The sequence below is a fragment of the Coleofasciculus sp. A1-SPW-01 genome (genome assembly GCF_040217205.1).
Classification (GTDB): Bacteria; Cyanobacteriota; Cyanobacteriia; order Cyanobacteriales; family Coleofasciculaceae; genus Coleofasciculus; species Coleofasciculus chthonoplastes_A.
The window spans coordinates 150,353-171,753 of the sequence record NZ_JAVJNP010000128.1; the positions used below are offsets into that span (position 1 = coordinate 150,353).

Annotated in this window: 17 protein-coding genes, 1 tRNA gene and 2 pseudogenes; 13 read left to right on the plus strand and 7 right to left on the minus strand. The window is 45.6% G+C overall.

The features are described 5' to 3' along the window. The first annotated feature begins 386 nt into the window (after window positions 1-386). The 5 genes from RH949_RS20000 (at window position 387) to RH949_RS20020 (ending at window position 4,813) form a co-directional block, all read left to right on the plus strand. On the plus strand, window positions 387-884 hold the full coding sequence (locus tag RH949_RS20000; RefSeq protein ID WP_006105078.1) for an HNH endonuclease: 498 nt from the start codon (window positions 387-389) through the stop codon (window positions 882-884). Between the two features lie 133 nt (window positions 885-1,017). Then, window positions 1,018-2,289: a DHH family phosphoesterase gene (locus tag RH949_RS20005; protein ID WP_006105112.1), complete on the plus strand. Its 1,272-nt coding sequence runs from the start codon at window positions 1,018-1,020 to the stop codon at window positions 2,287-2,289. 131 nt (window positions 2,290-2,420) lie between these two features. Continuing rightward, entirely contained in the window at window positions 2,421-2,765 is a 345-nt protein-coding gene (locus RH949_RS20010; RefSeq protein WP_446355611.1) for a hypothetical protein, read from the plus strand. A gap of 231 nt (window positions 2,766-2,996) precedes the next feature. Then, window positions 2,997-3,500 carry a phosphohistidine phosphatase SixA gene (gene sixA / locus RH949_RS20015; protein ID WP_044210359.1) on the plus strand — a complete coding sequence of 168 codons (504 nt, stop codon included), beginning with the start codon at window positions 2,997-2,999 and terminating at the stop codon, window positions 3,498-3,500. Window positions 3,501-3,655: 155 nt separating this feature from the next. Continuing rightward, window positions 3,656-4,813, plus strand: a complete 1,158-nt coding sequence (locus RH949_RS20020; protein WP_006105125.1) for a citrate synthase — start codon at window positions 3,656-3,658, stop codon at window positions 4,811-4,813. Between the two features lie 383 nt (window positions 4,814-5,196). Here RH949_RS20020 and RH949_RS20025 read toward each other — a convergent pair whose 3' ends face one another. Continuing rightward, window positions 5,197-6,033 carry a hypothetical protein gene (locus RH949_RS20025; RefSeq protein WP_446355614.1) on the minus strand — a complete coding sequence of 279 codons (837 nt, stop codon included), beginning with the start codon at window positions 6,031-6,033 and terminating at the stop codon, window positions 5,197-5,199. Window positions 6,034-6,229: 196 nt separating this feature from the next. Next, a complete protein-coding gene (locus tag RH949_RS20030; protein ID WP_044210355.1) occupies window positions 6,230-6,838 on the minus strand; it encodes a Uma2 family endonuclease in 609 nt (202 codons plus the stop codon). A 202-nt stretch (window positions 6,839-7,040) separates the two neighbouring features. On the opposite strand from RH949_RS20030, the gene nuoH reads away from it, so the two are divergent. From nuoH to nuoK, 4 genes are all read left to right on the plus strand, one after another. Then, window positions 7,041-8,159: an NADH-quinone oxidoreductase subunit NuoH gene (nuoH, locus tag RH949_RS20035; RefSeq protein WP_446342438.1), complete on the plus strand. Its 1,119-nt coding sequence runs from the start codon at window positions 7,041-7,043 to the stop codon at window positions 8,157-8,159. A 93-nt stretch (window positions 8,160-8,252) separates the two neighbouring features. Then, entirely contained in the window at window positions 8,253-8,876 is a 624-nt protein-coding gene (ndhI, locus tag RH949_RS20040; protein WP_006105004.1) for an NAD(P)H-quinone oxidoreductase subunit I, read from the plus strand. A 73-nt stretch (window positions 8,877-8,949) separates the two neighbouring features. Then, window positions 8,950-9,576, plus strand: coding sequence for an NADH-quinone oxidoreductase subunit J (locus tag RH949_RS20045; RefSeq protein ID WP_006105031.1), 627 nt, complete (start codon window positions 8,950-8,952; stop codon window positions 9,574-9,576). A gap of 143 nt (window positions 9,577-9,719) precedes the next feature. Beyond that, window positions 9,720-10,031, plus strand: a complete 312-nt coding sequence (nuoK, locus tag RH949_RS20050) for an NADH-quinone oxidoreductase subunit NuoK (protein WP_006105071.1) — start codon at window positions 9,720-9,722, stop codon at window positions 10,029-10,031. Between the two features lie 607 nt (window positions 10,032-10,638). Here the strand turns inward: nuoK and RH949_RS20055 are convergent. Then, window positions 10,639-12,609, minus strand: a complete 1,971-nt coding sequence (locus tag RH949_RS20055; RefSeq protein ID WP_446355617.1) for a protein kinase domain-containing protein — start codon at window positions 12,607-12,609, stop codon at window positions 10,639-10,641. A 90-nt stretch (window positions 12,610-12,699) separates the two neighbouring features. Here RH949_RS20055 and RH949_RS20060 point away from each other — a divergent pair, with 90 nt between their 5' ends. Together RH949_RS20060 and RH949_RS20065 are read left to right on the plus strand one after the other, a co-directional pair. After that, on the plus strand, window positions 12,700-13,005 hold the full coding sequence (locus tag RH949_RS20060; RefSeq protein ID WP_446355633.1) for a type II toxin-antitoxin system Phd/YefM family antitoxin: 306 nt from the start codon (window positions 12,700-12,702) through the stop codon (window positions 13,003-13,005). Then, window positions 12,977-13,298 (plus strand): annotated as a pseudogene (locus tag RH949_RS20065) (Txe/YoeB family addiction module toxin). The gene RH949_RS20060 and the pseudogene RH949_RS20065 overlap by 29 nt, the downstream one beginning before the upstream one ends. Window positions 13,299-13,453: 155 nt before the next feature. On the opposite strand, the gene RH949_RS20070 reads toward RH949_RS20065, so the two are convergent. Then, window positions 13,454-15,517, minus strand: coding sequence for a WD40 domain-containing protein (locus RH949_RS20070; RefSeq protein ID WP_446355619.1), 2,064 nt, complete (start codon window positions 15,515-15,517; stop codon window positions 13,454-13,456). A gap of 397 nt (window positions 15,518-15,914) precedes the next feature. Here RH949_RS20070 and RH949_RS20075 point away from each other — a divergent pair. Then, a pseudogene (locus RH949_RS20075) lies at window positions 15,915-16,857 on the plus strand (aconitase family protein); the annotation flags it as partial. Further along, entirely contained in the window at window positions 16,817-17,059 is a 243-nt protein-coding gene (locus RH949_RS20080) for a hypothetical protein (RefSeq protein WP_446355621.1), read from the plus strand. The pseudogene RH949_RS20075 and the gene RH949_RS20080, both read left to right, overlap by 41 nt. Before the next feature lie 161 nt (window positions 17,060-17,220). On the opposite strand, the gene RH949_RS20085 is transcribed toward RH949_RS20080, so the two are convergent. From RH949_RS20085 to glyQ, 3 genes are all read right to left on the minus strand, one after another. Then, window positions 17,221-17,307, minus strand: a tRNA-Ser gene (locus RH949_RS20085). 345 nt (window positions 17,308-17,652) lie between these two features. Further along, window positions 17,653-19,995 (minus strand): ComEC/Rec2 family competence protein, encoded by a 2,343-nt coding sequence (locus RH949_RS20090; protein WP_446355635.1) that lies wholly within the window; start codon window positions 19,993-19,995, stop codon window positions 17,653-17,655. A gap of 78 nt (window positions 19,996-20,073) precedes the next feature. After that, complete coding sequence (gene glyQ / locus RH949_RS20095; RefSeq protein WP_006105152.1) at window positions 20,074-20,967, minus strand: glycine--tRNA ligase subunit alpha; 894 nt, start codon at window positions 20,965-20,967, stop codon at window positions 20,074-20,076. Window positions 20,968-21,401 lie beyond the last annotated feature (434 nt).

Sequence of the window (21,401 nt, forward strand, 5' to 3'; positions counted from 1 at the left end):
TCATTCGTCATTCGTCATACTCGCGCAAGCGAGAAGCAAGCTATAGCAACCGCCATGGCTGTTAGGACACATCATTTATGTAGAGACGCGCCATGGCGCGTCTCTACAATGGTGCCGAACTTACTTTGATCTGAACTTAATGATTCAACTTCTATATTTAGGGTTGAAATGATTAATATTAAAACTTAAAACACTAGATATAGGATACACCTAACTTAAATTTTAGACTGAACCCGCAAGCTGGGCGAAAAAAATTCGGCGTTGGAGAATGACAAATCCGCGATCGCGCTGATGTTTAGCTTTGATAAGTGATCATGAAAATATGACCCAGCCTCATCAACCTGTGTTACTATCTGGAATAATATTCACTTTATTTCGATCTCCTAATGAGCAAGGTTCTGGTGTTAAACGCCTCCTACGAACCGCTCAATGTCACCAATTGGCGGCGAGCGGTTGTTTTGATGCTCAAAGGCAAAGCGGAACAGATTGAACACAACGGCAAATATGTCTATCCAGAGTTACCGCTTCCCACAGTTATTCGCTTGCGCCATTACGTTCGGGTTCCTTACAAAGAAATTCCCTTAACCCGCCGCAATATCCTCTATCGTGATAGTCATTCTTGTCAATACTGCGGATACACGGGTGATGATTTAACCCTCGATCATGTGATTCCGCGTTCTCGACATGGGGGAGATTCTTGGGAAAACATTGTCACCGCCTGTGTACGGTGTAATGTCAAAAAAGGCAACCGAACCCCTAAGGAAGCCAACATGATATTACGACATCAACCCCGCAGACCCTATAGCAGTTTGCACTTTGAGGTGGCTAAACAGGTTAAAGGCGGAGTCCATCAGGAATGGCGCAAGTATGTGATTGGTGTTTAAGATCCCTGAAAAAATTTAATTTCAGATATTGGGCTATAAGGTATAAGAGTGGGTTTCAATGCCCATTCAATCACCAGCCCCTATTCCAGGGGCGATTGGTGTAAAACTATGATGGCTGAATACCTTGTCCGCGATGGAATCCAACTCACTTAAATCTGTCAATAATAACGCTCTCCCCCCTAAAGCATCACCTTCGGATGGGAGTGCGGCGGCTTCACACCAACAGAAAACTTCCCAAAAAAATCCCAAGAACCGCAGTAACAATACCGATGAACGTCAGCGGCGTTTTGATGCATCCCAAGCTAAAATAGGAGAACTGCAACAGGTTTTAGATCGTCACAGTTCAGAACGCCAGCTTATTGTCATTCAAGATTTCCCTGATCCTGATGCTCTATCGAGTGCTTGGGCGTACCAGTTAATTGCTCAACAGTACAATATTCAATGTGACATTGTATATGCAGGAACTTTATCTCATCAGGAAAACATTGCCTTGGTCAAGTTGACCAACTTACCTGCTAAGCGCTGGGGAATTCAGACATTGAAGGATCGGGATTTCTCTGTGTATCAAGGTTGTGTGCTGGTTGATAATCAGGGAACCACAACCCAATTAATGCCCTTTGTCAAACAAGCAGGTGTCCCCATTGTCGTCCTGATTGACCATCACAACCCTCAGGATAATCTGGAGGCAGAATTCACCGATTTGCGACCTCAGACAAGGGCGACTGCTACGATCCTCAGCCAATACCTACAAACCGGGTTACTTAAGCTGGATAGTAGCATTAGTACCCATGTTAAGTGTGCTACAGCACTAATGCACGGTCTACGTGCCGATACCGATCGCCTAATGCGGGCGACGGAAGAGGATTTCCTAGCGGCGGCGTATTTGAGCCGTTTCTATGACGTACAGTTACTTAATGCTGTCCTGCAAACTGCGCGATCGCGACGAGTCATGGATGTGATTGAGCGATCGCTGAAAAATCGCATTGTCCAGAATAATTTCTCGATGGCGGGGGTAGGCTATTTACGGTACGATGACCGGGATGCAATTCCCCAAGCCGCTGACTTTTTGGTGACTGAAGAAAATGTCCATACGGCTGTCGTTTACGGGATTGTTCACAACGAAGACGAAGAAGTCGAAGTCGTGATTGGTTCTTTGAGAACCAGTAAAATCACCCTTGATCCCGACGAATTTATTAAAGAAGCCTTTGGTCAAGACAATCAGGGACGATTCTTTGGTGGTGGACGCATGACCGCTGGCGGTTTTGAAATCCCCATTGGTTTCTTAGGTGGCTTTAATGACAATACCGAATACACCAAGCTCAAATGGGAAGTCTTTGATATTCAAATCAAGCAAAAACTCTGGCGCTTAGTTAATCCCAAAGATAATGTGATTCATGCCGATTAAATGAGTGTGGCTCTTGAGCATGACAGAGCTCAATATTTATTTATGCGGAGGATCAGTCCTTCAGACACCGTGGCTCCTGGCTACGTTGCTGTGGTTGAATTTGGCACTCCCAAAGCCCATATCGTTGAAAAATGCAGGACATAGAAACTCTTCACCGAGAAGCAATGGAATTGGTAGACCAGGCGGTCTTAGCTCGTCAACGGGGCGACGCTAAAGCAATGCGAGAGTTTTCTCGAGCCGCCTTTACCCAAGAACGGGCAGCGGCTGATTTAGTTGCCAATCAACTTGACCTGGAACCCACCCGCTCTGTTTTGCATCGCAGCGCCGCCGTTCTCGCCCTAGAGTGTACTGAACTCCGAGAAGCCGAACGACTGATTGGACGGGCGCTAGCTGGCAATCCACCCGATGATATTGTTGACGAACTCCGTGATCTGCTTCTGGAAGAGATTTACTCTCAACGCCAAGCTATACGCTAATACGGATGCTTGATAATAAGTAGGTGGGGACAATTAAAGTTAACGGCGGAGATCGTCAGTACTGCATTGGCTTGGGAACTGTTATAAAAGCTCCAAGCATGAAGCAGGCATCGGCGAAGAAGCGTCAGAAATAACAACTTCAACGAAGTAAGTTGCCGTAGTTCATTAAAATCTTGATTGTATTCTTGGAGAACCCTACAATTTGAATTTTTAGGAAAAAATAAAAAACGGATGACAATAAAACTTTACTTGATCCGTCATGGTATCGCTGCCGATCGCGAAGACTATGCCAACGATGAAGATCGTCCCCTAACCAACAAAGGGCGCAAAAGAACCACCAAAGTCGCCAAGCAACTGCGCGATCGCGGTCTACGGTTTGACCACATATTAACCAGTCCCTTAGTCCGAGCGCAAGAAACCGCCGCGATTCTGCAAGACGTAGGTTTAGGTGAGCAACTCGACGAATTTCCCAGCCTTGCGCCTGATGGGGATATCCATACCTGGGTTAACTGGCTACAGAAATGGCGTCAAAACCGGAGCAGGGAAAGCTGTTTAGCGTTAGTCGGTCATCAACCGGATTTAGGCAATTGGGCAGAATTGTTGGTCTGGGGAGAAGCACAAGAAAAACTCGTCCTCAAGAAAGCGGGCATTATTGGGTTAAACCTGAAAGAAACAGGAGTTCCTCTGGGGCAAAGTGAGCTATTTTTGCTAACCTCTCCAAAATGGCTAATCTAAGCGATCCTTAAGAATTTTTGTAACACACGCTACTAATCTCCCAGTTTCTGGTAAGTTAGCCTGAGAACACTTCATATCTCTCTACTCCGGAAACGGAAGCGCCCTTCACCGGGCAACTAAACAACCCATATCGTAAAGGTTAAAAGCACGAGTCTATGACTGTCTGCGAGTATAAACCAGGTTTAGAAGGCATTCCCGCTGCCCAATCCAGTATCAGCTATGTTGATGGCAAACAGGGAATATTAGAGTATCGCGGTATTCGGATTGAAGAACTCGCTACAAAAAGCACGTTCCTAGAAACCGCCTATCTTCTCATTTGGGGTGAGCTACCAACCAAGGAGGAGCTAAAAGCGTTTGAAACGGAAATTCGTTATCATCGACGGATTAAATATCGGATTCAGGACATGATGAAATGTTTCCCGGAAACCGGACATCCGATGGATGCACTGCAAGCCTCTGCAGCAGCATTGGGTCTTTTTTACTCAAAACGCGCTCTCCCCGCTCCTAGTTATATCCGGGAAGCCGTTGTCCGCCTGTTGGCGAAAATCCCAACAATGGTGGCAGCATTTAAGCTGATGCGGAAGGGGAATAACCCGGTAAAGCCGAACGATAATTTAGACTATTCGGCTAATTTCCTGTATATGCTCACCGAGCAAGAACCTGACCCCCTAGAATCTCACGTCTTTGATGTTTGCTTAACCCTCCATGCGGAACATACGATCAATGCGTCTACGTTCTCAGCCATGGTGACAGCTTCGACGTTAACTGACCCCTATGCGGTAATCGCATCCGCAGTCGGTACCCTTGCCGGTCCTTTGCATGGGGGGGCGAATGAAGAAGTGATTTCGATGCTCGAAGAAATTGGTTCGGTGGAAAATGTGCGTCCCTATCTAGAGGATTGCTTGCTGCGCAAGGCAAAAATCATGGGATTTGGTCACCGCGTCTATAAGGTGAAAGATCCGCGAGCAACGATTCTTCAGAATTTAGCCGAACAACTATTTGATAAGTTTGGTTCCGATAAATACTACGAAATTGCCTTGGAGTTAGAACAGGCGGTTGAGGAAAAACTGGGATATAAAGGCATTTACGCGAATGTAGATTTCTATTCCGGTTTGGTTTATCGGAAACTGGGTATTCCCACCGACTTGTTTACCCCGATATTCGCGATCGCACGGGTAGCCGGTTGGCTGGCGCACTGGAACGAACAGCTCGGAGAAAACCGGATTTTTCGACCCACCCAGATTTATACCGGCGATCACAACGTCGCTTATGTTCCTATCCAGGAACGGACATCGCAAATTCCCTTAGTGTAAAACAGGTGATCGCTTCTCCCAAAAACTCAAGTGAAAGGAGGAGCGATCAGTCGTTACTAGCGATGATTTGGTGGAGACAGTAAACGGAAGAGGATGATATCTTTCACTCCCAGATAAATAACCAGGAAATTCAATAAAACATAGCTAAACTGCAATATAGGGTCAAGTCGCCATCCTTGGAAAAGGAGAATAAAACCCGTCACAAACAAAATGAAAGGGGCAATGATTGCTTGAATGATATAAAGAACTATTCCCGTAACCCCGATATCTCTTCTCCTCGCGATGGGTAGAGCAATAGACAGAGCTAAGTAGGCTATAGATAAAAATATATCCAGAAGTCCTAAAAGTGATGCAGAGTTAAAACCGAAATTAACCATAATTCACTATTGATCCATCGCTGTATTTTTCTGAGCATAGTTGAGATTCTCCTGGTACTCGACAACCTTTTGCTGGGCAAGGCTATGTTGAGGATGGGAAGGAGGTACAGCATCCATGAGTGCGATCGCGTCTTGCCAATGACTCACCACGATGTCCCATTCTTCGGGGGTTTGCGCCGATTGAGTCAATGTCGCCGCACGCATGGCTTGATTCACCGCGTTCTGAAAGGGTTTAGGTTGAGAAGATAGGGTGGGCGAAGGCGAACTCGGTGAGGATAAAATACTGGGTTGAGTTTGACCCACTACAGAGGAGAGAGACGGATCGGGGGAGTTCTCTAATGGTTCTATGTCAGACAATTCTATTTCCTTGACGCTGAAGGATATTGACTCGGCTTGTACAGGTATAATCGATTTTCCGAGGGGCAGTGATAAATAAGCATAAATACTGATCGCCCCTAAAGGAATCAAAGTTAGGAGCATCAAGGGTTTTGTACCCCATTGAGCCAATACTTTGAAAACATTAGTTTTGGGTTTCAAGGGTTCGATCTCATCGCGCAAATCGATGACTTCCATCCAAGAGGGGGCGGGTTGTCCAACCTGTTTACCATACATTTGCACAGAGGCGATCGATGGGACTCGTAAGTGTGCCATCAGTTTGCGGACAATTGTCACCGATAATTTTTGGTCAGGGACTTGAACCGCTTTCAGGAGTACCAACAGACAATTCCCTTTCAGTGCGGCTTGGGCAGTAATATTGCGATCTCGCAACACATAATTCATGACGGAGAGAATCGCTGCATCATCACCCTGTTTGGCTAATTCCAGAAGATTTGTTTGGGTCATAGTCATCCCTTGGAGTGAAACGCTAAAAATTTAATATTTTCTATATTTTCTTCTAAGATGCCTTGTTTGCCCCAATTGAGCAAGGGGAAGACGATAGAGACTGAGCTAGCTACGTCTAGAAGCAGTGGCAGAAGTAACAATCATCAAAAATAATCATGAAGACCATAGAAGGCGATCGCATAAAAGTTGCCTGTTGTCACCGCCACACTCGTCTGAGATGGAGAACAAATCCAGGGAGGACATCTTCAGCCGATAACTCAGTGGGATTGTCTAACACCTCAACATCCACTCCTGGTCGATAAATTTCTACCCGTCGGTTCTGCGGGTCAATTAACCACCCCAATCTCGCCCCATTGTCCATATATTCTCGCATTTTGGCTTGGAGTTTGCTCAGGCTGTCTGATTCGGAACGCAACTCGACAACAAAGTCTGGGCAAAGCGGTACAAAGCCTTTTCGCTGTTGGGGGGTAAGCGATTCCCAACGTTCCCGCCTCACCCAGGATGCATCGGGGGAACGGTTGGCGCCATTGGGTAGTTTAAACCCTGTCGAGGAGTCAAAGGCTTCTCCTAAGTCTTCGTTGGCTTCGTACCAGCGATCCAGTTGTCCGGTAATGCTGCGATTGCGTGCGCCTGATTCGCCTCCTGTAGGGGGATTCACAATTAACTCTCCTGCTGCGGTGCGTTCTAGTCTCAAATCCCGATTCGCCAGAGCGATCGCCTCAAATTGTTCGGGGCTGACGTGCAGTGCGATCGCACGAGGGAGTTCAAGAGATAGGGTTTCCATTTTGCTGGGAGATTGTACCATCGTTGCTTCGCGATCACGTTAAGCCATGATCTCATTTAATTGTCGTATCAACTTAAATTATCCCTGGTCTTGGCTAAGGGGATCACGTCGAACGATATACTAGGCAGTGAGGCTGTCAAAAAAACTTCACAAATCAAACCGATAGCATAATTTGATACATTAAGTGTCAAATTACCTCAGTAAATATCACGTAGCTGCCAAGATGAACGCAGGAATTGACCTTCAAGGAAGTTTTATTGAATCGCTTAAAGATTTTGGCATCCCCAGTGGTGCTGCCAAGGCGATGTGGATGCCCCTGCCGATGTTCCTGATGATTATCGGTGCCACCGTGGGTGTCCTTGTCATAGTCTGGCTGGAACGAAAAATTTCTGCTGCGGCTCAACAGCGGATTGGTCCGGAATATGCTGGACCTCTGGGTGTTCTGCAAGCCGTCGCCGATGGTCTCAAGTTGGTGTTTAAGGAAGATATCGTCCCTGCCAAAGCAGATCGATGGCTATTTACTCTCGGACCCATACTCGTCGTCATCCCCGTCTTTTTGTCGTACCTGATTGTCCCCTTTGGACAGAACCTGATTATTACTAACGTAGGACTGGGGATATTTCTCTGGATTGCCCTGTCGAGTATTCAGCCTATTGGTTTGCTGATGTCAGGGTATGCCTCCAATAACAAGTATTCCCTACTTGGGGGGTTAAGAGCAGCGGCACAGTCGATTAGTTACGAAATTCCCCTGGCGCTGGCGGTATTGGCAGTGGTGATGATGTCCAATAGCTTAAGTACCATCGATATTGTGGAACAGCAATCTGGGTATGGCATCTTAGGCTGGAATATTTGGCGTCAACCCGTTGGCTTTTTGATTTTTTGGATTGCCGCATTAGCCGAATGTGAACGACTTCCCTTTGACCTACCCGAAGCTGAGGAGGAATTGGTTGCTGGCTATCAAACCGAATATGCCGGCATGAAATTTGGTTTGTTTTATATCGGATCTTACGTTAACCTAATCCTTTCTGCCATATTAGTAGCGGTGCTGTACTTAGGCGGCTGGGAATTCCCGATTCCCCTTGACCGATTAGCCACTTGGTTAGGTGTAAGTGAAACCAGTTCCTGGTTACAGGTAATTACCGCTTCTCTGGGAATTACCATGACCTTACTCAAAGCTTACTTTCTCCTCTTTATTGCGGTTCTGCTGCGCTGGACAGTTCCCCGTGTACGGATTGACCAACTCCTAAATTTAGGCTGGAAGTTCCTTTTACCGATTGGATTAGTGAACCTGTTGCTAACTGCTGCTCTTAAACTCACCTTTCCGGTTGCATTCGGGGGTTGATTGCTGATTGGTCATTGTTCATTGGTCATAGTTAAAAACGAATGACGAATGACAAATGACGAATGACAAATGACGAATGACGAATAACAAATTATGCTCAAGTTCCTCAAACAAGTTGGCGATTACGCCAAAGAAACCGCTCAAGCTGCCCGTTATATTGGTCAAGGTTTATCTGTAACCTTCGACCACATGCAGCGCCGTCCCGTTACCGTCCAGTATCCTTATGAAAAACTGATTCCTTCTGAACGGTATCGGGGTCGGATTCACTTTGAATTTGACAAGTGTATTTCTTGCGAAGTCTGTGTGCGAGTTTGCCCGATCAATCTGCCCGTGGTAGATTACGAGTTCGATAAAGCGAGTAAGAAAAAGAATCTCAAGCACTATAGTATTGACTTCGGGGTTTGTATTTTCTGCGCGAACTGTATTGAATACTGTCCCACCAACTGTCTGTCGGCGACAGAAGAGTATGAAATGTCTACCTATGATCGCCACGAACTCAACTATGATAATGTGGCGATGGGACGCCTGCCGTACAAGGTGACGCAAGACCCGATGGTTACGCCATTACGGGAATTGGCTTACCTACCCAAAGGAGTCACAGATCCCCACGATTTACCGCCAGGTTCTCGACGTGCTGGTTTGCGTCCGGAAGAAATTGTCGAGCAAATGGAACCGACTGAAGCAGAAAAAGAAGAAGAAACAGCGAAGAATGCTTAAAGCTGATCCCACGGAGTCTATTTCCGTGGGATTAATGTGTCATTTTAACTAGAGTGCAAGGAGTGAAGGTACAGTGGATCTAGCCCAAGGGGTTCAGTTTGTTTCATTTGTAATTTTGTCGGTGATGATGATTGGGTCAGCCTTAGGCGTTGTCCTACTCAATAACATCGTTTATTCAGCATTTTTACTCGGTGGTGTCTTCATTAGTATGGCGGGGTTTTACCTGTTGCTCAATGCTGATTTTGTCGCCGCCGCGCAAATCTTGGTTTATGTGGGTGCGGTGAATGTGCTAATTTTGTTTGCCATTATGTTGGTGAACAAGCGAGAAGATTTTAAACCGATCACGAATCGTTGGATTCGTCAAGGTGCAACCGCGCTGGTTTGTTTGGGGTTATTTGCGCTGCTGGGGACGATGGTATTAGTGACACCTTGGTCAATCTATTCAGGTACGGCGGTTCTCGGTGAAGGATCAGTGGTGGAGATTGGCAAGCATTTCTTCAGTGACTTTTTACTACCCTTTGAACTCGCCTCAGTACTGTTATTGATGGCGATGGTGGGTGCGATTATTTTGGCACGTCGCGATTTTATTCCAGAGAGTTTGGTGCCTCGCGATACATCAGAAACTGAGTATTCTACCTTACCCGAACGTCAGCGTCAGTTGACATCTGTCGGTGGAGAGTCTCAAAAAAGCACCCGATAAAACGTATTATGGTAGGGGCAGTAATAGGGGCGAGTTTAGGAGCGGGTGTAGGGGCGGGTTTAGCCTTTCAATAGACTTTGTGACTGATAAGCGAGCAACAAAACCCGCCCGATTGTCAAACATCAAACATTAAACGTCAATTCATGGAACTACAACTTCAATATTTTTTACTGCTAGCGGCGGCTCTGTTTTGCCTTGGTATCTATGGCTTAATTACCAGCCGCAATGCTGTGCGCGTGTTAATGTCAATTGAACTGCTGTTAAATGCGGTCAATTTGAATTTAATGGGGTTTTCTAATTTTATTGACCCTATCGGAATTAAAGGTCAGGTGTTTACCGTGTTTGTGATTACGGTAGCGGCGGCGGAAGCGGCGGTTGGGTTAGCAATTGTGCTTTCGATTTATCGCAATCGCGACACGATTGATATGGAGCAGTTTAATTTGCTGAAGTGGTAAGCTTTAGCCTGAAGTTTAGCCTAGAACTAAAGTTCTGGCTAAAAGCTGAAACCCGTTTAAACGGGTTCAAGTCGGGGAAGCCGGGGGGAGAAAAAATTAGGGTCTGCTGAATAAGTTTTGTGGTGGGGTTAGAGAGCAGGGGAAGCAGAGGAAGCAGAGGGAGCAGAGGAAGCAGAGGGAGCAGAGGGAGCAATGGTACATTTTCCGTGATTCTATCGCCATAGTTTTCAACACCGAGGGTGTTACTGGTAAGTCGAGGTAAGCGATGTCCTGAGCGTGTCGAAGGGTCGAGGTGTTGATAGATAGTCTCAAATTTCCTTGAAGATGAACAACTTTCTCTACGGCTCCAAGTTTTGATAGCTAAGGGTTTGGGTTTTCTACAGCAAGCCCAAATTAAATTTAGAGCTGATCCGAAAAGTATGGCGTAGGGTGCCATTGGACTTAAACTAAATGGCGCTGACTCGCATAACCTGGAAATAAATGAATTAACTCTTTGAACCCGTTTCAACGGGTTTCAGCTTTTAGCCCCAACTTTAGTTGAGGGCTTAAGTGAGCGACATTCTCCCCTCAAACCTATACTATTTAGGGTCAATTATCCTCCCCTGGTTTAACTACCTTTATCACAACGCCAAACTTTCATCGTCTTATCCATACTGCCACTCACAAGTGTCTCACCATCGGGGCTAAAGGCAACAGCATACACTTCCCAAGTATGCCCATTCAAAGTAGCCAGAGTTTGCCTATCATACAGTTGCCAAATCTTAATCGTTTTATCCATACTACCACTGGCTAACGTGTAACCATTGGGACTAAAGGCTAATGTCCGTACTCGTTGAGTATGACCCCTGAGAGTACCGAGTTCACGTCTTTCCCCTACCTGCCAGAGTGTAATTGTGCCATCGCTTTTTCCTGTAGCCAGGAGTTGCCCATCGGGACTAAAGGCGACAGAATAGAAAAAGCCAAAACGTAACTGGCTATGACCAAAACTATTCTGTTCCTCCCCTGTACTGATTTGCCATAATTTCACCGTTCCATCCCCACTAACACTGGCAATACTTTCTCCATCGGGACTGATAGCAACATCATTAATATAGGAGGTATGTCCTGTAAGCGTTTGTAATTCCCTACCCTGTTGGATATGCCATAACTTAATAGTGCCATCATTGCTACCACTAGCTAATATCTCTCCATCGGGACTAATGGCGAGGGAACTAATCCATTTCCGATGACCCGTGAGGGTTAAAATAAGTTGTCCATTCTCTACCTGCCAAACCTTAATCGTTTGGTCATAACTTCCTGTGGCTAAATATTGACTATCCGGCGTAAAGGCTATAGCACAGACTCGTCCAAGATGACCATTGAGAGTATGATACTCCTGTCCTTCTGGTAACTGCCATAACATAGCCGTAGCGTCTGCACTACCACTAGCAAGAATTAAGCCATCGGGACTAATCGTCACCGCTTCCACCGAACCCCAATGTCCATCGAGAGTTTGAATAACTTGCCAGTTAGTTAAGGGAGGATTAGAGGGAGGCTGGAGGATGAGGGGATGCGCCGGAGTTGATGCGATCGCGCTTTGACCTCCTTTCCCCTGAAATCCTGACAGGCTAATCGATTGAGGCGATATCGATGGTGTAGGACGTTGAGTTAAGGAAATCGAGGGAAGTTGATGTAAATCCCGCAGAACTTCAGCGACAGATTGATAACGGTAATTGGTGGCTCGTTTCAGTAGTTTATCTAAAATATAGCCTAATTCATCACTAATCGAATTCGTTTTTAAGTAACGCCGCCATACCCAGGTATCCTCGCCCGTATCAAAGAATTCTTCAGGAGATATTTGCGTGAGCAAATGAATACAACTAACGCCTAAACTATACAAATCGCTGGCAAAAATGGCTTTTCCTTTAGCTTGTTCTGGAGCGATATAGTCCGGTGTCCCCACAGTCGTTCCTGTTTTTGTCGTACCAATGGCATGTTTAGCCGCACCAAAATCAACTAAAACTAAATTACCCTTAATCACCCCTGCTTCAGTTTCTCCTGTATCCCCAGTATAAATATGCCGACGACGAATAATATTTTCTGGCTTAATATCGCGATGAATCACAGAACGCGAGTGGATAAACTCAAGTATCGAGAGCAAATCTCGCAGCATCTCCCGAATCTGCTGTTCGTTAAATACCCCCTCCTTTGCCAGGATTTGGGCTAAATTTTGCCCATCAATAAATTCTTGGACTAAATACTGGCGATTATCCTGGGTAAAATGAGCCAGCAATTCCGGAATCTGGGGATGTTTCCCTAACTCATCCAGACGCACGGCTTCTCGTTCAAATAATTCTGTCGCTTTCTGGACATCGCTTGTCCCCTGATAGAGGGGAAAAAACTGCTTAATCACACATTGGGGTTTCGAGGGTTTATCCTCATCCACCGCTAAAAACGTTTTGCCAAACCCCCCTTGTCCAATCAGTCGCAGACTGCGGTAACGCTCTCGCAGCAGCAGCTTGGAACCACAACGTTGGCAAAACCGCATCCCATCCGGGTTTTGGGGGCGATCGCAGTGAGGATTGAGACAATAGCTCATCAGCCAAGGGATATAAAGCCTTCGTCTCTATTTTGGCTTGATCAGGGCGCATTGCTTATAATAAATGAACATAACTATGTACATCAGCTTATGCTTCCCTACGAAATCACATCCCCAACAGAGGCACGAAATGGTTTTTTCCAGTTATTAGAACAGGTGGTACAAAATCATCAGATCTATATCATAAACCGCCGTGATGGTGAAAATGTTGCTTTGATTTCAGAGTCTGATTTAACCAGTTTAGTTGAAACTGTTTATCTATTTAGATCACCTACCAATGCTCGTCGGTTATTGGATGCTATAGAGGAATCTAAAACCGGAAAAATTAAACCTCAAACAATTGAAGAACTTGAGCAGGAGTTAGGGATTGAGCAAGAAAAAGAAAAAGAAAACTGAATCTGAACAGAGTAAGCCAGTAGTCGTTACTCGAATTCCTGGTTTTAGCTCTCAATTCAAAGAAGATCTAGCCTGGTGGTTTAAGCACGATTTTCAGAAAGTCTCAAAAATATTGGATTTAGTTACGGCTGTTATACAAGATCCTTTTGCTGAAATTGGTAAACCTGAACCTTTGAAGTATATGGAAGCAAATATATGGTCACGGCGCATTGACCTAGAGCATCGACTTGTCTATCGAGTTAGTTAAAAATCTTCAGATTGATTTTTTAGGGTGTAGGTATCATTATGAATAACTAATCACTCAACTCACCCGCTATCCTGCTATATCATTTCCGACTGTTTCTCTAATTTCATAACATTTCACTTCAAATACCTCCAATTCTTTGCGTCCCTCTGCGCTTCCCTCTGCTACCTGGAGCGTTAAAATATAATCCTAATACCCCCATCATTAACACCGCCAAATCCTAATCGTCTTATCCGAACTCCCACTGACCACAGTTTTGCGATCCGGACTTATCGCCACAGAATACACCGCACTGTTATGCCCTTTCAGAATATCAATAATTTTCCCTGTACTTAATTGCCAAAGCTGAACCGTCTCATCCGAACTCCCACTCACCAGAACCTTTCCATCCCGACTCATAGCAAGTGAATTAACCGAACCAAAATTCCCCGATAAGGTACTCATTTCTTTACCCGTTCCCAAATACCAAAGTTTAATCGTTTGATCGGCACTACCACTGGCAATTATTTTACCATCAGGACTAAATACCACTGACTTAACCGCCGCTTTATGCCCACTCAATGTCATCATCAATTGACCTGTGGTTAAATCCCAAACCTTAATCGTCTTATCATCACTCCCACTAGCAAGAATTTGACTATTAGGACTAATCGCCACTGCGTTAACTCGCCCTAGCCAATCGGAGTGCTGAATCGATAGGGGAATTTCTTTGCCAATTTCCAGGTTCCACAGTTTAATCGTTCTATCATCACTCCCACTAATTAAACGTTGCCCATCTCGACTAAAGACAATTGATTTAACCGAACTTGAATGTCCCATGAGAGTATAAAGTTCCTGTCCAGTTTCTAACGCCCAAACTTTAATCGTATAATCATCATTACCACAGGCAAGCCGTTTCCCATCGGGACTAAACGCCATTGATTTTACGCCATTAAACCAGGCAAAGTTTTTAGCCAAAATTCCCATCTCCTGACCCGTTTTTAATTGCCAGAGTCGAAGAGTTTGGTCATCACTGCCACTGGCAAAAATCTCTCCCTGGGGACTAATCACCACAGTATTAACTTTACCAGAATGGGCAGTTAATGTTTGCACGCAATGCCATTCCTGGGTAATTAAACCAGACTCGGTGCGAGTTTCCAGTGTCGTTAGTCCTGTCCATACATCTTGCAGAGAATTACCAATCTGATGCATCGTTTTGCCCACTCCCTGAAGTCCGGCGTCGAGTTCATGTCTTAACATTGCCAGGGAAAGGGATGAGGGTTCTGGCGTTTCTGGGGCGTTTTTGGGCGGTGAGGATAATCGATTTTTGTCTTTAATATCTTGCAGTTTATAGAGTGTCGTCTGAAGTTGAACAATTGTCTCTTTAAGTTGTTCAATCTGTTGGTGTCGCTGGAAATTTACCTGTTGCGCGTTGGTTTCCAGGTGAGAGACTTGCTGGTTCAGGGGTTCAATGTAGTCATACCATTTCGCGATCGCCTCTTTTAATTGTCCTAGCTTTAATCCTTGGTCGCTAACCTGGGGGGTTAAGGTGTCGAGTTGAGTTTTAAAGGGTTCAAGCTGTTGCTGAACTTGGAGAATAATCGCATCATGCTGTTGCTGGTTAGCGACGCTAAATTCAGCAAATCGCTGTTGAGTTTGGCTATCCAGGCGAATTAGTTCCTGGTTAAGGGTGTCAATAAGGGGGTTAATATAAGCCAGAATTCCTTCCGCTTGTAGGTGTTGTAATGCGTGTAATTGATCCAGTTGGGTTTGGGTTTGGCGATCGCGCTGTTGGGTTGTCTCGTCGAGTTGAGTTAGATGTAGCTGTAGAGGATGGATGAGTTGATAGATGTGGGCGATAATTTCCGTATGTTGTTGCTGATTCGCGGTATTGAATTGTTTCAGTTGTTCTTGGCTGCGGCTATCCAGTTGAATCAGTTGTTGATTCAGGGGTTCGATTAGCTGATGAATTTTCGCGATCGCCGCCTTATACTGTTGAGCATTAACATCCTTAAGGTGACTGATACGCTCCTGAGTCTGGATATCCAGTTGAGAGAATTGCTCGTGAATCGGTTCTAGATTTTGATACACCTGCGCGATCGCTGTATCTTGGTGCTGACGGTTGAGTTGATGCAGCCGTTGACGATTCAGAACATTCACCCCCAGGGTGAAGGTTAGGGGGGTAGCGGCGTAGACGACTTGCTGAGTCGCGGCTGCGATCGCGGTTCCCAAAAATGAACCCCCGATACAAACATATTCGGTAATATCGAGCCAGTGGCGTTGGGTCATGGTTGTCCTAGTGGCTAGTTGTCCCTGATTATCATTATCTTAATTATCTATCATCGCTCGAATTTTGGATTATAGTTGTTCTTGGAGAACTAACTCCCTCTAAAGCTGAACTCATTGATCAAGTTGGGAAAATTGTTACTGGTAGATTCAATGAGCAGAACTCTCGTAAATCTTTTCAAGAAAATCCCAAAGAACTCGTTGATGAAGTCTGGCAAATGATACAAAATCCAGGTTGATTAATACTCAAGTTCGGTGAAATACTTATAGCAAAAGGCAGAAGGCTGCTTGGGTAAGGAGCAAAAAGGGGATAACTTGAACCTTTGGATAGACATTTTCCCAAACCCTAACCTGCTATGGTCTAACCAACGACTCAGTATAAATAGCAGGAGATTCACTCATGCCCTTAAATGTCACCCAAAAACTGATTCAATCCCATCTGGTTTCCGGTACGATGAAACCTGGTGCAGAAATTGCCCTCCGGATCGATCAGTCTCTTACCCAGGATGCCACAGGAACCATGGTTATGCTGGAGTTAGAAGCTATGGGCATTGATCGGGTCAAAACTGAGCTTTCAGCACAATACGTTGATCACAATCTCCTGCAAACCGACTATAAGAATGCCGACGATCATCTGTTTTTGCGATCCGCCTGTCAACGGTTTGGCATTTGGTATAGTCGCCCTGGAAATGTTGCGCCGATACGATGTCCACGGCTGTCGGGGCATGATTATTGAATATTATGGACCCGGACTTGCCCAACTCAGTGCCATGGATCGCCATGTTATCGCCAATATGGGGACGGAAATGGGAGCAACAACTACTGTTTTCCCCTCAGATGTTGAAATTAAGCGATTTTTAGAGGCTCAAGGGCGAGGACAGGATTGGGTAGAACTTGTCGCCGATGAGGATGCTGAATACGATGTCTATGACATGATTAATTTGTCGGAACTGGTTCCCTTAATTGCCTGTCCCAGTAGTCCCGGAAATGTTGTTCCGGTTACCGAAGTGCAGGGACGCCCTGTCAATCAGGTGGTGATTGGTTCCTCAGCAAATCCAGGGTTGCGTGATTTCTGGATAGTTAGCCAAATTGTCAAAGGAAAAGTTGTTCACGATCGCGTATCCTTCGATGTCAACCCAACCTCCCGCCAAGTCATTGAGAATTTAGCGGCTCCGCCGGAAGATGGCAGGACAGTTGAACTGGAAAAGGGACCCAATATTAAATCCTTCCCTGAATTTGCCGCCTTATCTAATAGTATTTCTGTGCCTGTGCTGTTGAAAGTTGAGGATAATATTTCCACGGATGAAATATTACCTGCTGGTGCGCGGGTGCTACCTTATCAGCGAAGGGGATGAACTGGAAATTATTGGCTTACGGGAGGCGTTAGAGGCAGAGCGATCAATTCCTGTCAAGAACCTCACCAAGGACATGATATATCCCATGACTCATAGCCTGAGTCCCCGTCAGGTGGAAATTATGCTTTGTGGCGGCTTAATCAATCACTTTAAAGCTAAATCACAAGTCGCTCAATCTGTCAATATCTAAATTTGAATTTGGGTTAACTGTCCCCTTTTTGGTAGGGAAAAGCTACAGGACAGAAGTTTCAAAAAAAAGTTCCCTTGGGTTCTAATGGAATTCAATTTTTCCCTACACCCCACACCCTACCTCTACCTCAAGTAGCTTGTCACCCTTCAGGTTTTTTTCCACGGAGAGGGGGGGATTCGAACCCCCGATGGCTGTGACACCATAACAGATTTCGAGTCTGCCGCATTCAACCGCTCTGCCACCTCTCCAAATCTTTGTTCTATGATAATAGCACTCATTGTTACTGAATAGTGGTTCAACACCGCTAAAATGGTGGAATAGAATCAAGGCACTTTGTAATTGAGATTGCTACTGGTAAAGACCACTTCGATAGACAAGTCTGGAGTTTTCTTTAACGTTCCGATGGAGTAAGACTCGTCAGCTTGGTTTGAATTGTTGCCAACTCATTCCAGAGTGGGTAAGCCGTTGGTCTTTTTGTTTTGAGACTGTCTGTGTCATTCCTTCTGTTCCCCATAACTTTATCAGGTAAGTCGTTTCCCTAATCTGGCAAAGTCCTGAATCCTGAGTGTTACTCCTACCTTCTTGGTCAGGTTTCAGAAAAGCGTCGCATCGGTACGGTTAGCCTCCAAGGTGGTTTCAAAGCCCTGTTCTGGTGTCCACTGAATCGCCCCATCACGCCCAGTCCAGTACAATTCAATCTCAGCATTTTGTAGGAGTTTGGCGGCTTGGGGTTCGATGACTTCCGCCGATGCGATCGCCACTTTGGGTTGGAGTACGTCTACCAATCGAGGCGTGAGAGGTTCACCAGACCACCATAGCACTTGAATTTGAGGCAAATTATCCCGTTGAGCGAATTGATTTTGCTCATCGGGTGGCATATCTCCCAAGAGTAACCAGGTTCGATCCTTAATTTGAAGCTGTACGATAGGAGGTTGGGCTTTGATTAATTCGATCGTCGTTTTTTCTCCAGAACCCGTAGCACCAACTGCTAAACGTTGTTCCGTTGAAACGACTTCATAAATTCCATTTTGGGATTGAACCGCCTCTGCGATCGCCTGTGTATCAGTGGGTAACGGTTCTGAATGGGCTAAGTCATAAAACCGCTTAACGGGTAAACTTTCCAATATTGGCACCCAACCACTCCGAAAACGAGGTTGTGAATCAACCGCAACCGCCCAATCCACCTGATTAACCCCTTGCTTTTGCAAAAAAGGCAGGATAGTAAAATTCGCGGTATCGGTTTCTCCACTATTGACAAGCGTCACTTGACCCTGATCCTGAATCACTAAAACCTGTTCTTGATCAGCCACTAAAACAGTAACTTGAAACTGTTCTAGCCGGGTTTGCCAAATGGGTAGGGCAATAATGGTTAAGGCGATTACACCGACGAATATGCCTCGCATCTGCACACGCGAACTGATACAAGTGATGCCAATTAAGCCATAAAGCAGCAGTAACTGCATCAGGGAAATTGTACCGAGGGCGACTGAACTAGCGGGTAAAGCATTAAAAAATCGCACCAGTTCCAGCAAGCCTTGAAGAGGATAGTACAGCAATCCCGCGATCGCGCTACCGGCTAAGGGTGAAATTAATGCGACTAAGGCACTCAGAAAACCCCCCAAGCTAATTAAGCTAATCAAGGGTGTGCCGATAATATTGGCAACCACACTGTAGGGGGCAATCATGCCGAAAACATACAGTTGTAAGGGTAATGTCCACAACAGTGCGGCTAAGGGAACGGCGATTAAAGCAGCAATGACTGAAGGTAACCAGTCAAGGTTCTTAACTAAGGGAGGTACGGTTACTAGCAATCCCAGTGTTGCTAAAAAGCTTAACTGAAAGCCTAAATCCCAAATCCACAACGGATTGATAATCAACAAAATCGTCGCGGCAAGTAATAGAGAACCTAAGGGTTTAACTTGTCGATGAGTCAGCAGCGCCACTAATGCGCCTACTCCCATAATCGCAGCTCGTAGAACTGACGGTTGTAAACCTGTTAAGCCAACATAAATCAGTAACGCTGTGAGTCCAATCCCAAATTGCGTTTTTGTTCCCCACCGTTTGGTTAACGCTAATACTGAACCCAAAATCAACGACACATGAAACCCAGAGGCTGCCAAGACATGAGCGAATCCGGTTTGAATAAATAGGTCGCGAATATCATAGGGTAAATCGACGGCTTTGCGTCCCAATACAATTGAACTCAAAAGTAGACCAGTGGGACTTCCTAGCTGACGCACTTGGGCATGGATAATACGTTGGCGTAACATCCACCATCCCCATGTTGATTCTTGATTTTCGTCGGGAAAACTGACTTGTCGCCCACTTAAGCCAGCAAACGCGCCTTCCTTGGTTAAATAGGTGGCAAAATCAAAGCCGCCAGGATTGGCTGCGGGTTTGGGTTTATATAAAACACCTGTGACGGAAATAGTTTGACCTGGAAAAAGACCCGTCGATTGCAATAAAGGAACCGTTACATATAACTTACCGGTGACACCTCGCGTCGTTGTGCCCCGATTTTCATTACTTTCCAGTTCAGTGAGTTGGGTAGCTTCTAGCCAAAATTGCCCCTTCTGCGATCGCGTCAGCCGAGGAACGGTTTCGACGTTACCTTGAATGGTGACAACTTGCCCTTGCGCCGAACTAGAAACAAATTGACTGATGTCATTGGATTCAGGTTGAGGTAATCGCAGTTGCACATAGAGAAGGGCGATCACCGCAATCAGGCTAGCGGTCAACCATAATCTCGGTCGAGGTCCGGTGCGCCAAATTCTGGGGAACGCGATCGCACAAATTATGCCTATCCCGATTACACTCAGGATTAAAAGACTATACTCTTGCCAGGTGACAGTACGAGTAGGCAAGCCGACAACGGCTGTAGACAATAGGGCAAGAATATAAGCCCCACTCAGTAGGGAACCACTGGCAAGATTCATCGCATAGCTAGACCGGGTTTCCAAACCAATACGGTATGAAAGAAACAAAAAGCACGATGCAGGTGTTCAAGTCGCCCCCTAAACCGATAACGTTTGAGAGGGAGATGATGACTTGAGCGGAAATCCTAATCCTTCTCGTTGCTGTAAGTAAAGTTGTGCCACTCGTCTGGCTAGGTTGCGAATCCTGCCAATATAGCGTGTCCGTTCCGTTACCGAAATCACACCTCTGGCATCCAGCAAATTGAATGTATGAGAACATTTGAGAACATAGTCAAGACTGGGTAAGACAAGGCTTCTATCAATGAGTTGCTTGGCTTCTTGTTCGTACAAACCAAACAGTGTCAATAATAAGTCGGGGTTAGAGGCTTCAAAATTATAGGTACATTGCTCTATTTCACCTTGGAGGTGAACATCGCCGTAGTTAAGGTGGTCATTCCACTGGATTTTGGTCATCGCATCGACTCCTTGTAGATACATGGAGATTCGTTCTAACCCATAGGTAATTTCGATGGAAACCGGGCGACAATCTACGCCACCGCATTGCTGGAAGTAGGTAAATTGGGTGATCTCCATGCCATCCAACCACACTTCCCAACCCGTTCCCCAGGCTCCGACAGTGGCATCTTCCCAGTTATCCTCGACAAAGCGAATATCATGATCTTCAGGATGAATGCCTAAAGCCCGGAGGGAATCCAGATAAATTTCTTGAATTGTGTTGGGTGAGGGTTTAATCAGGACTTGATACTGGTAATAGTGTTGAAAGCGATTGGGATTTTCTCCGTAGCGTCCATCGGTTGGTCGTCGGCAAGGTTCCACGTAAGCTACTGACCAAGGTTCATCGCCAATGGATCTGAGAAACGTGTGTGGGTTTTTGGTTCCGGCACCTTTTTCAATGTCATAGGGTTGAGCAATCAGGCAACCGCGATCGCTCCAGAACTGGTGTAACGTAGCAATTACAGACTGAAAATTCACATGACCTCCACATTTTGGTCAAAATCTATCACTACATTTTGGCATCTTGCTGGATTGTCCCGGCTGGATATCTGTGTTCGGGCGTTAAGCGAGGGCGGGGGAGTTGAGTGTGTTCGTCTGAAGGTAGGCAGGTGATTGGCTACTTGAGTGTAACAGGATAGTGCGATCGACATAGTACCTAAGTAGTTTGCTGGAAGGTGTTCTCTGCGTAAAGGAGTAGAGCAAAAAAAAATTAGTCGGCTAAATCCCTTAATTTGAAAGGATTCCAGCCTTCCTCCAAAAAAAAATCCCTCAAAAGGTTGACAACTCCAGAAATAGCCACTACATTGGTAAATGCGCTTGAAACGGAGTTCACTCCACATCCAAGCGTCCGAACCAAGACAAATCAATAGTTTGAAAGCCAAGCATACAAAACTCCTTGTCAAAAAACTTCG